This is a genomic window from Liquorilactobacillus ghanensis DSM 18630 (assembly GCF_001435235.1).
GTDB lineage: Bacteria > Bacillota > Bacilli > Lactobacillales > Lactobacillaceae > Liquorilactobacillus > Liquorilactobacillus ghanensis.
Window position 1 is genome coordinate 337005 of record NZ_AZGB01000016.1, and the last position, 13352, is coordinate 350356.

The 13352-nt window shown below is 35.4% G+C and carries 11 protein-coding genes; 10 read left to right on the forward strand and 1 reads right to left on the reverse strand.

Going from position 1 to position 13352, the window contains the following annotated elements; all coding sequences use genetic code 11:
• Positions 1–11: 11 nt before the first annotated feature.
• The 10 genes from FC89_RS07045 to FC89_RS07090 all read left to right on the forward strand — a co-directional run bounded on the left by FC89_RS07045 (position 12) and on the right by FC89_RS07090 (position 12000).
• Positions 12–1277, forward strand: coding sequence for an L-rhamnose isomerase (locus FC89_RS07045; protein WP_057871841.1), 1266 nt, complete (start codon positions 12–14; stop codon positions 1275–1277).
• Between the two features lie 43 nt (positions 1278–1320).
• Positions 1321–2136 (forward strand): rhamnulose-1-phosphate aldolase, encoded by an 816-nt coding sequence (gene rhaD / locus FC89_RS07050; protein ID WP_057871842.1) that lies wholly within the window; start codon positions 1321–1323, stop codon positions 2134–2136.
• A gap of 88 nt (positions 2137–2224) precedes the next feature.
• Positions 2225–3121 (forward strand): AEC family transporter, encoded by an 897-nt coding sequence (locus tag FC89_RS07055; protein ID WP_057871843.1) that lies wholly within the window; start codon positions 2225–2227, stop codon positions 3119–3121.
• A gap of 108 nt (positions 3122–3229) precedes the next feature.
• Positions 3230–5296, forward strand: a complete 2067-nt coding sequence (locus FC89_RS07060) for an MMPL family transporter (RefSeq protein ID WP_057871844.1) — start codon at positions 3230–3232, stop codon at positions 5294–5296.
• A gap of 61 nt (positions 5297–5357) precedes the next feature.
• Complete coding sequence (locus FC89_RS07065; protein WP_057871845.1) at positions 5358–6533, forward strand: sensor histidine kinase; 1176 nt, start codon at positions 5358–5360, stop codon at positions 6531–6533.
• Complete coding sequence (locus tag FC89_RS07070) at positions 6526–7152, forward strand: response regulator transcription factor (protein ID WP_057871846.1); 627 nt, start codon at positions 6526–6528, stop codon at positions 7150–7152. The genes FC89_RS07065 and FC89_RS07070 overlap by 8 nt, the downstream gene beginning before the upstream one ends.
• Before the next feature lie 253 nt (positions 7153–7405).
• Complete coding sequence (locus tag FC89_RS07075) at positions 7406–8524, forward strand: NAD(P)-dependent alcohol dehydrogenase (RefSeq protein ID WP_057871847.1); 1119 nt, start codon at positions 7406–7408, stop codon at positions 8522–8524.
• 399 nt (positions 8525–8923) lie between these two features.
• On the forward strand, positions 8924–9793 hold the full coding sequence (locus FC89_RS07080) for an AraC family transcriptional regulator (protein ID WP_057871848.1): 870 nt from the start codon (positions 8924–8926) through the stop codon (positions 9791–9793).
• A gap of 88 nt (positions 9794–9881) precedes the next feature.
• Positions 9882–10775, forward strand: a complete 894-nt coding sequence (locus FC89_RS07085; protein WP_057871849.1) for an alpha/beta hydrolase — start codon at positions 9882–9884, stop codon at positions 10773–10775.
• Positions 10776–10794: 19 nt separating this feature from the next.
• Positions 10795–12000, forward strand: coding sequence for an MFS transporter (locus FC89_RS07090; protein WP_057871850.1), 1206 nt, complete (start codon positions 10795–10797; stop codon positions 11998–12000).
• A gap of 99 nt (positions 12001–12099) precedes the next feature.
• Here FC89_RS07090 and FC89_RS12855 read toward each other — a convergent pair whose 3' ends face one another.
• Positions 12100–13227, reverse strand: coding sequence for a helix-turn-helix domain-containing protein (locus tag FC89_RS12855; RefSeq protein WP_235804395.1), 1128 nt, complete (start codon positions 13225–13227; stop codon positions 12100–12102).
• Between the last annotated feature and the right edge of the window lie 125 nt (positions 13228–13352).

Sequence of the window (13352 nt, forward strand, 5' to 3'; positions counted from 1 at the left end):
AGGAATTATAAATGGTTAAAGCAGAAAATGTCGAAAAAGCATATGCAGTAGCAAAAGAACGTTACGCAGAATTAGGGGTAGATACAGATGCTGCTATGGAACAATTGAAAAAAGTTAAAATTTCAATGAATTGCTGGCAAGGCGATGATCTTCATGGCTTTTTGAACCCAGATCAAGAACTAACCGGTGGAATTGGAGTTAGTGGTGACTATCCTGGAGTTGCACGAACACCTGATGAATTGGCTTCAGATTTGCATGAGGCACTCACTTTGATTCCAGGAAAGCATAAATTACAGTTGCATACTATCTATGCAGTTCCTGATCGTAAAAAAGACTTCGATGAAGTTGGACCAGAAGATTTTAAATATTGGGTTGATTGGGCGAAAAAAGAAGGCGTTGGTTTGGATATGAATCCAACTTTCTTCTCACATCCAAAAGTAAAATACAACTTTACGTTAGCAAGTCCTGAAAAGGCAACACGTGATTATTGGATTGAAGTAGGGAAGAAATCACGTGAAATTTCCAACTACTTTGGCAAAGAATTAGGCCAGCTTTCAGTTAATAATTTCTGGATTCCTGATGGCTTTAAAGATAATCCGATTGATAAACAGAGTCCACGCGAACGCTTGATTAAGTCTTTAGATGAAATCTTTGCTAAGAAGTATGATGAAAATAATACCATTGAAGCGGTTGAAGGAAAGCTGTTTGGAACTGGAATTGAATCATACACAGTAGGTTCACATCTTTTCTATAATAACTATGCGATCAGCCGCGGTAAATTATGGACAATTGATGCTGGTCATTGGCATCCAACTGAAGATGTTTCTGACAAATTCTCAGCCTTTATGCCATTTGGCAAAGGTTTGATGCTGCATGTTTCACGTCCAGTTCGTTGGGATAGTGATCATGTTGTAATTATGGATGATGCTTTAATGAGGATTACCCGTTCACTTGTACGTGATAATGAACTAGATCGGACAAATATTGGGTTAGACTTCTTCGATGCAACTATTAACCGTGTAGCTGCTTGGGTAGTTGGTGCTCGTTCAACACAGAAAGCATTGTTGCAAGCAATGTTAGCACCAATTGATCAATTGAAGAAGGCAGAATTAAATTATGACTTTACAACTCGTTTGGCTGTAACTGAAGAATTAAAATCTTATCCATTTGGTGCTGTTTGGGATGAATTCTGCTTAAAGAATAATACACCGGTTGGAACTGATTGGTTAGATGAAATTCATCAGTATGAAAAAGATGTTTTGTTTAAACGTAATTAAAGTATTAGTAGAAGTGGTATCGGAAGAGATGGAGGAATTTTAAATGACAAAATTTGTCGATTCAAAATTTGTAAAAAAGATTAGCGAAATTACCTATGCATCATATGATCATGGTTGGGATGAACGTAACGGCGGCAATGTTTCGTTACGGATTGATGCTGCTGACTTAACTGAATATGAAGATATTAAAACAGTAAAGAAGACTTTGGAACTTGGCTTTGATGCTAAACCACTAGCTGGACAATACTTTTTGGTAACTGGTACTGGCCGCTATTTCCGGAATGTTATCAATCAGCCTAAATTAGATTTAGGTTTGCTCCAGATTACTGAAGATGGTCAAAAAGCTGACTTATTATGGGGATTTGAAGACGGTGGCAAACCAACTTCTGAATTTCCAAGTCATTTGATGACCCATATTGAACGATTGAAATTTGATCCAACACACCGGGTAGTAATGCACTGTCATCCAACCAATTTAATCGCCTTGTCCTTTACACAGGATTTGGATGAAGGACATATTTCACGGTTACTTTGGAAGATGCAGGCAGAATCATTGGTTGTCTTCCCAGAAGGACTGGGCGTTATTCCATATATGACACCAGGAACTAATGAGATCGGTCGTGCTACAGCTGCCAAAATGAAGAACTTTCGGGTAGTTATGTGGCCGCATCATGGAATTTTTGGAGTAGGTGCAAGTTTGGATGAAACTTTTGGTTTAATTGAAACAGTTGAAAAAGCAGCTTTGATCTATTCTCAAATTGGCGCTCAGGGAGGTAAAATCAAGCAGTCGATTACTGACGATCAACTACGGGAATTAGCTACGGCGTTTAATGTAACAGCTAATCCGAAATTCCTTTAAAAACAGCAGAATAATTGATTAAAATAAAGCCAATTTAAGTATTTATTACTATTGGCTTTATTTTTTTATATGGTGGTGAAATGATCGGATGAGTATTTTTGAAAATGTTATGCTGCCGGTATTATTGATTTTCTTAAGTGGGTTTATTTTTCAAAAGATTTTTAATTTGAATATAAAGTCGTTGTCAACGGTAGCTATTTATTTATTGTTACCCTTTTTAGTATTTCAGACGTTTTATAAAGAACCGCTTAACAGTAATTTCTTTTATGTAATATTGACATCAAGTTTGATCTTGCTGGCACTGATCTTACTGGGAGTGATTATCGGACATGTTTTTCATTACAAGCGCAGTCATTTAGATGCACTACTATTATCAATCGGGTTCCCCAATAGTGGGAATTACGGAGTACCGATCGTAATGTTTGCTTTTGGTAATAAAGGAATTCTGTATGGGATGCCAATCATGATTTTTCATAATATTTTGATGGGTACAGTTGGCGTCTATGTAGCGACAGACAATCAAGGCGGAATGAAAACGGCGCTGAAAATGATTCTTAAACAGCCAATGAACTATGTTATCATTCCAGCTATTTTATTGAATCAGTACCATATTGTGATTCCTGGTAATTTTATGAAAAGCATTAACTTGATTGCTAATACTACAATTCCAATTATTATGTTAATTCTGGGAATGCAATTAGCTGAAGTGCCACTGAGAAGAATCAATTGGGGCGGAGTAAATCTAGCTTGCTTTTTAAGATTAGTGATTTCTCCGTTGATAGCATATTTTTTATGTTTATTGTTGCCGATTGATCAAGTTATGCGGGCAGTAATAGTTATAATGGCAGCTATGCCCAGTGCAGCGAATACTACTTTGTATGCTATCCAATTTAAGACAGAACCGGAATATGTGTCCACGATAACTTTGATTAGCACATTATTTAGTATTTTAACGTTAACTATCTTGTTGAACCTATTAACTTAATATTTTTTGCACTATTGGGCAAAGACATTTGACGGAAAAGGCAGAATATGGTGACAATTAATTGGTAAACTCCTTGTATGTCTAAATACAAGGAGCGTTAAGTTAATAATGAAGAAGTTTTTTAATTGGTATGGGAAAAAATTAATTGCCAAGCCTAAGAAATTCTTGCTTACAGGAGTTTTGTTAGCGGCTTTGGTAATGATAATAGGTTTTGTGTTTGGTGGTCACTTGTCTAATCAGCAGTTAACAGTTGGTAAAACACCAGCTGATCAGGCGACTAACGTTGTAAAAAAACATTTTGGTCAAGCTGCCGCCGGTGCACAGATTCAAATCGTTTTAAAATCGCGAACTAAACTAACCAGTCCGACAAATCAGCAGAAGATTGCTAAATTACAACAAGCAGCTGCTAAAACGTCGAAGATAACTTCAGTTTTAACTCCAGCAATGCAACAAAATTATGCTGAGAATGATCACGTTGGCTATTTAACATTAGTTTATAAAAATAAGAATTTAACGAATAAGCAAACAAAACAAATAAGAAAAATAGCAGCTGATCATCGTTCAAGTCAATTAAAGGTCGAACTTTCTGGCATAACAAGTAAAGTTGTTGTTAGTGAAGTTCCGGAAATAGTAGGTTTGGCGATCGCTTTTGTTATCTTAACAATCGCTTTTGCTTCCTTTACTCTAGCTGGGGTGCCGATTATTTCAGCTATTATAGGATTAGTAACTGGTTTGGCGGCTATTTTATTTACAGCAAAAACTTGGACGGTTGAAAGTTATGATCTAGCTTTGGCAGCGATGGTTTCTTTAGCGGTCGGGATTGATTATGCTTTATTTTTGGTAGCTCGTTTTCGTGAAGAGTTTCAGACAAAAGATAAAAATCAAGCTCTTCGAAATACTATTTCCAGTACCGCTCCATCAGTCTTGTTTGCCGGCTCGACAATTGTAGTTGCTCTGTTGAGCATGTCGGCTTTAGGAATTAAATTCCTGGGTATTATGGGAGGTGTATCAGCACTCAGTGTCATCTTGGTAGTGATTTTAACGTTATTGATCGTTCCCAGCGTTTTATATTTGCTTCCTTTGAAGGCTAAGCAGCCAACCAAACATTTACACGTTAAACCCGCTAAAATTTTTGCTGGAATCGTTAATAAAACTCCTTTTTTAGTGGCTATTATAACGATTGCAATTCTTTGTTTAGCTGCTTTGCCAGTTAAACAATTAAATTTGGGCTTGCCTAATGATGGTTCTAAACAACTGAATACAACAGAAAGAAAAGCTTTTGACATTAAACAAAAAGCATACGGAGCTGGTAGCGATGCAACTTTAGTAGCTGTAGTTAAGAACAAGAATGCACAAACTGTTCCTAATCTAGTTCAGCAGGTAAAAAAATTAGCTGGAGTACATCAAATAGGTCAACCAACAATTTCTTCTGATCAAAAATATGTTATGCTCAGTGTTGTTCCTAAAACAGAAGCTAACGCTAAAAAAACGCAAAAATTAGTTCATCAATTGCGCAAAATAAAGCTTAAAGAAGCAGGACCGGTAATGGTTACCGGATCGACGGCAATGAATATTGATATTTCAGCGAGACTCATGTCGGCTTTGCCGAAGTTCTTGTTAATCATCGTAGCATTTTCATTTATCTTGTTGATGCTGGCTTTCAGATCATTTTTGATACCATTAGTTGCGGTAGTCGGATTTATTTTGTCGTTGGCAGCGACTATGGGTTCAATTGTCTATACTGTTCAATTAGGTAATTTTGCTGGTATTTTACATCTGCCAGGCAAAACCGCGATTTTGAATTTTCTTCCGGTATTGGACATTGGCATTTTATTCGGCTTGGCGATGGATTATGAGGTATTCTTAGTCAGCCGGATTCATGAGGAATATTTAAAATCACATGATAACCAAGCGGCAGTGGCGGCCGGTGTTTCCGCCAGTGGCGGATCAGTTTTGGCAGCTGCTTTGATTATGATTTCGGTTTTTGCCAGTTTTTCATTTACCGACGAAATTATTATTCAAATGATGGGACTTTCCTTAGCTTTTGGGGTATTCTTTGATGCGATAATTGTCCGGCTAATGTTGGTTCCCGCCGCTATCAGAATCTTCGGCAAAGCAAATTGGTATTTCCCAAAGTGGCTAGATAAGATTTTACCAAATTTAAATATCGAATAAGCATTACTCGAAGAACTATGTTATTTTTGACATAGTTCTTTTTTTAAGGAGATTTTGACTGATGCTACAAATTACTAAGAAAATATCATTTCCATTATTTATTTGGTTAGTACTTTTGTTTTTTACAACATTTTATTTGCATATCATTTTGTATGGTAATCGATTCCAATTTTTTGGCTTATTTGCCTGTCTGCAAGCTTTAATTGCCAATATTGTGTATTTTTATCGGGTGAGAGCTAAAAAGACTAATTATGTTTACTTATTAGCAATTAGTATCTTCTATTTTTTAATTTGTGAAACATATCAAAAAGCAGCGATTATTTTAATGATCGGTTTTTTGCCTTTGATTTTGGCGGAGTGTTATTTTTATTTTCCAACAAATCGTTGGGGAGTGACAGTAATAGTAGTGGCTTTGATAAGTTTTACCTTTTTATTCTTATTTAAACTCTACCATTTGATCAACACGTTCATTAGTTTTGATGGAATTTTTTTATTTACCGGCATTTTGATTTATTATGCAACGCTAATTAATCGTTTAGTATTAGAACGCGAAAAAAATCGTTTGTTAAATGAGCAAATGGATCAGGCATATCATGGTTTGGAAAAAATGGTAGTTGCCTGGGAACGAACAAAATTTGCCCAAAGTTTACATGATACGGTAACGCAAGACTTAATTGCTATTAGTGTCCAATTAGAAGGAATTGAACATCATTTGGTTCTGCCAGCAACCAAAGAAACTAGTCAACAAATACAGAAAGTGAAAAAATTTGCTGATCAGGCTCAACAAAATCTGCGATTGGAAATTCAACGTTTGAAAATGACAGAACAGCAGCATCATCGTCGCGAACAGCAGGTTTTTAATCCGATAATTACCAGTTTTAAGCAAAAATATCATTTGGATATAATTTATTCTTCCAGTCAGCAAAGTTTGCGCTTAAAAGCAGCCTTAGAGCTGACCAAAATACTGACAGAAACATTAAATAATGTTGTTCGGCACGCTGATAGTCAAGAGGTCGTAATTTTAACTAAATGCAATGACACAAAATATCGTTTAATTGTTTCCGATTTTGGAAATGGTATGAAAGCAACATCATTAAATTCCCAAGGGCATTTTGGATTGGCAGGTATCAAAAACACGGTTAGAGACATGGGAGGTAAATTGCTAATAAAAAGTTCACTCGGAGAAGGTACGCGAGTAGTTGTTGAATTGCCAAAGGAGGTGGTTGTCAGTGAGTAGTTATCACTTGATGTTTGTTGATGATCATCCGCTGATTGTTGAAGGAATTGTTAATATTGCCAAATCAATGCCGGAACTAAAAATCGTTGCTACGGCAGGTGATGGACCGACAGCGTTAAAGAAAATCCCAGCAATCGCCGGACAGTTGGATTTAATAATTTTTGATTACAGTATGCCATTGATGGATGGGGAACAGTTTTTGTATAAATTGAATCAATTAAATTTTAATTTTCGTAAAATGTTATTAACGACGGTGGAAGATCCGGCAATCTTTGAAAACATGCTGCAAAACGGACTGGATGGAATTGTATTGAAAACAGCTCCGGTAACTGAAATTTTGCAAACAGCCAAGTTCTTAATTGATAATCCGCAGAGTTCAGTAATCGGTACTGAAGTCAAAAAACTAACTGTCAGGAAGCAATCACCATTAACAGCACAAGAAACACAGATTCTGGCCTTGATTGCTCAGGGATATCATGTTAAAGAAATTGGTCAGCAGTTGTCTTTTAGTGAGCGAACAATTAAATATCATTTAACAGAAATCTATCAAAAATTAGGAGCTGGGAATCGAGCACAAGCAGTCGCCATTGCGGTCAGCCATAAGTGGATCAAGCTCTGATTATGAACAGAATTTTTGCTGTAAGTTTATGCAGTGAATAATAAGTATTCCTTTTTTATTTTTATTGTGACAAATTGAATTTTCAAGCTAACTAAAACAAATAAACAGTTATTGCAATTTCTAATTGTATTGGAACTTTCAATCTGTGAAATTGATACTTTTATTATGTGCATATGATATTGAAAACGGTTACCTAAATGAAGATAATAAGGATGGTTAGTTAAATAGTTCACAAATTCAGGAGGAATGTATTATGAAAATCAGTGCAGCAGTTGTTGAAAAAGTGGGAGCTCCATTTGTTATTAAAAACGACATTGAATTGGCTGAGATGGGACCGACTGATTTGCAGATTAAGATGGTAGCTAGCGGAATTTGTCATTCAGATGAGGCTATTCGCAAGGGGGATGCTTCCTTAGGCTATCCAGTAATTTTAGGACATGAAGGCTCAGGCATTGTGGAAAAAGTTGGACCACAAGTTAAAAACTTCACGGTTGGTGATCATGTAGTCCTATCATTTTATTCAGATGGAACTTGTGATAACTGCTTGAAGGGAATTCCAACCCAATGCCGCAGTTATGCTAAATATAATTTAAGTGGCGTTCGGGCTAATGGAACCGATCATTTTACTGAAAATGGCGAACATATTAGTGATATGTTCAATCAATCATCATTTACAACTCACACAGTTGTAAATCAACGTAATGCAGTTAAAGTGGATAAAAAATTAGATTTACGTAAGTTAGGGCCTTTGGGTTGCGGTTATGTAACTGGTAGTGGTACCGTATTTAATACTTTACAGCCGAAGCCTGGTCAAACGATTGCCGTCTTTGGTACCGGTGCAGTTGGTTTGGCAGCAATGATGGCTGGTAAAATTTCTGGTTGTACTAAAGTGATCGCAGTTGATGTGGTTCCAGAAAGGTTAGCCTTGGCTAAGCAGCTGGGAGCAACACAAACAATTAATAGTAAAGAAGAAGATCCGGTAGCTGCTATTCAGAAATTGACTAATGGTTACGGAGTTGACTTTACCGTTGATACTACTGGAATCGAGCCGGTAATGTTGCAGGCAATTAACGCTTTAGCTCAAGGAGGAACAGCCGCTTTGATTGCAGTAACAGCGCAAAACATTACCATGAGTTCTTGGAATGATTTGTGTACTTCTGATCGTAAAGTTGTCGGTGTTAATATGGGCGATTCAATTCCGCAGGTAGATGTGCCACGGTTAATTGAATTTTACAAATTAGGGATGTTTGATTTTGACAAAACTGAGAAATTCTATAAGTTTGCTGATATTAACCAAGCAAATAATGATTCAGTTACTGGTAAGACAATTAAACCAGTTTTGATAATTGATGAAGCCTATCAACCAGAATAATTGAGAATTCTTATTAAATTAACAGCAGCTTTAAGAGAGCTAATCTTTTGAAGCTGTTTTTTGATTCTATAATGTTGGTATTGATAAATTATATCAATGCCAATTTTTTTATTTTAAGCAGCTTTGCTGTTAATAGTGGTTCATATTTATAAATTGAGAGTAAAACTTTTTCATGAAATGCAAATAGCTTACTGCTAATGTTAAGTAATTTTTATCGCGCTGATGTGTTTGATGTGGGTTAAAAAGATGGGAATAATTATTAAATAACTGAGCATAAGATTTGTGGATAATTAGCCTTTTTTCTAGAAATTCGTTATTTTAGTAATAAACAGTTTGATGAACTAAAATATGAAGAAAAATTGTTAATTTTAGCAATTATTTGGGAAATGGGTGATCAAAGTGGCAGAAAGCAAATATTTACACGAAATTGTCACGCCAACCAAACCATTATCGGCTTGGATCTATTTGCATGAGCAGAAGGGATTGACCTATATCGCCCCTCATTGGCATCAGGGGATTGAGCTTTCATTTACGATCAATGGCGTAATTGATGATTTTGTAATCAACGAGCATCATTATCAGACCTATGCAGGAACGGTACTAGTGGTTAATTCACAAGTTATCCACAGTATTCGTTCAGTGCTAAAGACGGGAGATCGAGCTATTTCAATTATCTATCCATATTACTATGTTAATCGTTTATATCCAGAAATCGAAAATGAAATCATTGATGTTAATCAACCGGAAAGGTTTGATAATCTTCAAAAAGAAATATATACCGAAATACAAACAACACTTTTTAAAATTTATAAGAACCTAAAAAATGGCACTAAGTTTAGCAATTTGAAACTTGAAACATTAACTGCTAGGACTTTGCAATTATTGCTAGAGTATTTTACCAAGCCTAAAACTGAATATGATATTGTTTATGGAACTAAAGAGTTTGAGGTGGTCAGAATTCAAGCAATCACTAAATACATTAATGATCATTATAGTTACAAAATCAGTTTGTCAGAAATTGCAGCGCAAGTTAATTTATCTAAAGAATACTTGGCTAAGTTTTTTAAAAATCACATGGATCTTACAATCGGTGCTTATATCAGCAATGTACGTGCGCAAAAAGCATATTATGATCTTTTAGGAGAAAAAAATAACTTAACTGAAATTGCTGCTAAAAATGGATTTCCAAGCATTAGAGCGATGAATAAAGCTTTTCAGGCTGTATACGGGAAAACAGCTTCTGAAATTTATCGAAGTAAAAGAGGTTAATATTTAGCAATGAACTGGCTTTGAAAAGTATATCAGTCAATTCATTTTTTATTTATTATGTAAGCGTAACCAAAAGGAGGAACTTGAAATGGTAGATAAGCAAATAGAATTAGCGATTGAACAAATACGAACTGAGTGGAAAAAAGGCGATGATCAACGAGATGCTGGATTACCGCTTGAAATCCCGGAAGTAAAACGTATTGATAATATAGTTTATGGTCCAGATCCTAAGTGGAATTCACTAGATATTTACTTGCCCAAAAATGTAGTTGGGAAAATTCCAACGATCATTAATATCCATGGTGGTGGTTGGTGCTATGGAACAAAAGAAACTTATCAATTTTATGGACTGGGTTTAGCTAAGCGCGGATTTGCTTTTATAAATCCTAATTATCGTTTGGCTCCAGAGGCTGTTTTCCCGGCCGAACTGGATGATGTTAATTGTTACATTCATTGGGTAGCAAAACATGCTCAAGAATATAATTTGGATACAAATAATGTTTTTCTAGTCGGTGATAGTGCTGGTGGACAAATGGCTGAACAATATGCAGCTATTTTGAAGAATCCAACTTTTCGCGCAAAATTCGGTTATCAATTGCCTGAACTTAAATTTAGGGCAATTGCTTTAAATAGTGCGGCTGTCTTTGTCTTGGATCCCGGGATGATAGGTGGTGCGGTAAAGGGCTATTTTACTGATGAAGTTTTAAAAAATAAACGTGATTTACTGGATACTGAAAAATATATTACAGCGGATTATTTACCAACCTATATTTCAACTGCAACGGAAGATTTTATTCGGGATGCTTCAATTAAGTTTGCAGGTTTTCTTGCTGAAAAAGGAATTAAACATGTTTTTAAAGAATATGGTGATAAAGAACATCCACGGCCACATGTTTTCTTAATTAATCAAAAAGATTATATTGCTGATCAAGCTAATGATGATGAGATTAAGTTTTTCAAGCAATTCATTGTGAAATCCTAAAAGTTATGGGGGAAAAAACATGAAACAGACAAAAGATAAACTCATTTTTAAAGTTTCATTATTGTCGATTTCGTTATTTTTGATGATGGCGCCACAAATTTCATCAGCCTTGCCATTAATGTATCACGCTTTTCCCGGAGTTGATCAGGCTGGAGTAGAAACCTTATCAACTGTGCCTAATTTTGGAATTGTAATTGGCCTTTTGATTAGTCCCTTTTTAGTTAGAAAATTGGGCCAGAAACCTACCGTTCTAATTGGATTGCTGATCACATTAATAACCGGAACTTTTCCAATGTATGCAACAGCCTATCTGCCAATTTTAATTTCTCGTTTTTTGATTGGATTGGGTATTGGTTTGTTTAATTCTTTAGCTGTTAGTTTAATTCCGCAATTTTATAAGCGTGATGAACAAGAACTTGCTTCAATGATCGGTTATCAAAATGTAATGGGAAGTGTCGGAGCGGCTTTAAGTTCATTTTTGCTAAGCTATTTAGTTACAATCAGTTGGCATGCAGCCTTTGCGATTTATTTTTTAGTTATTCCAGTTTTGATTTTGTTCACTCTTTTTGTACCACTAGCAGACAAAAAGCAGAATGCAGTAGTTGCTGGACAATCAGCAAATAAAGTACCTGTTCCCAAACAAAAGATTAATAGTAAAGTTATTTTAATCGCAGTTTTAATGCTGTTGATCTTTATGTTTTATATGCCGATTTCGTTTGCTCTACCAAGCCTTATTGTTACGGAAGGGATTGGAACAACTAGTACAGCTGCTCTAATCGCTGGTTTCTCTACTTTAGTAGGAATTCCAATCGGAGCTAGCTTTGGATTCTTTTTTAAACGGTTGCATGATAAAGTCTTCCCATTAGGTTTTGCTTTGGTTGCACTGGGATTCATTCTGATTTCATTAGCTAATAATGTTATTTTTCTATTTGTTTCTGTAGTCGTTTTGGGCTTTGGTTTTGGCATTGGAGTACCTTACATGTACAATTGGTTAGATTGGGCAGCACCAGAAGGTTCAATTAATATGTCAACAACCATAGTATTGATTTTAGTTAATATTGGCAGCTTTGTTTCCCCAACCGTTATTAATTTGATTACAGGTTTATTTAATAATACTTCTCCACGAGCAATAATGATGTTAAGCGCAGTAGCATTTTTACTGATTTTTGTTTTTGCTTTATATCACTATCTAAAAGTTCATCGTCAGCAAATAAAAACGGATTAAAGAATTTAAAATACACCATCATCGTTGATAACTTAAGATAATTAAATTCAAAAAATATTGTCTGGATACATCAATCGTCGTTTTGTGGCGATTGTTTTTTTAGATATGATACTTCTTTCGAAACTGGGTGGGAGTGGTATGCAAATATTTTTTAAAGAGTTTAGTCAAGTAACTTTGATCATAAAATCCCAACATCGCTGCGATTTCGGTAACTGTTTTATGCGAAAATATTAATTGACTTTGAATTTCGCGAATTTTTTGTTCATTAGCATAGTCGACGATCGTTTGGTTGGTGGCTTGTTTGAATGAACGGCAAAGATAATTTTTAGAGTAACCTAGTTGTTTTGCCATGAGTGTTAAATTGATTGGTTCGGCCAAATTCTTGAAAACATAGTCTTGAATCAAAAAAATTAAACTTGAATTAGAGAAGCTTTGAGCTGCTCGGACACGTTTCACGAATATTTCACCGATTTCTTGGATCAAATCAACGATGCTATCAATTTGATTCAAGCGTTCGATCCGCTGAACGCAGCGGTCACTTAACATATAAGCTGATTCAGGGTGCATCCCGCCTTTAATGGCGGCACGGGTGAAAAGGGTAGTTGCGGCAATTAACAAATTCTTGCTATTTCTTAGTTCGTTACCAACTGCCATTTTTCCAAAAGTCCCACTATTGATAAAGTCAGCTAAACGAGGTCGAAATTCAACTAAAATTCCCTTTTCCAAGGCTTGCAGCATTAATTTTTCCTTGTAATAGCTGTTGTGGTAGATATTAACATCGGTTTCAGTTAAATGTTCATCTTTTTCTTCAGCGACAAAAGAAAAATCGCTAATAAAATTAGGTTGCTCGATTACTGGCAGCTTTTGAAAAAGACTGAAATATAAAATCTTAGTATAGGAAATTAAGCGTTCCAAACTAATGCTGGGAAAGCTGTCACGAAAATAGCCTAAAGCTGCAATGGTTTGAACATTACACCAAAGAACTAGTATTTTTCGGTTATTTTCGGGTAAAGAAATGACGCTAAAGCATTCATTGCGACTAGTATTAAATATTTTTACAGAACCAGTAGTTAAAGAAAAATCGATTTTATTTAGAAACCTGTTAGGAAAACTGGGTGAGACAGTTTGTTTGAATTGATTTACTAATTTTTGTTCATGATCATAAACAAAAATCGATATATTAGAAGCTAGATGGAGTTCTTTAAGTAAAGCTAATAGTTGATTCATTATAGGAAGCCCTTTCATTTTAGATAATATAGAACCTATTTGGTTAATATTATACAATTAAAAGCGCTTTAATCAAGTAGAATAGGATTGTAGATGATAATCATAATAAAGCAAAAGGAGAACAA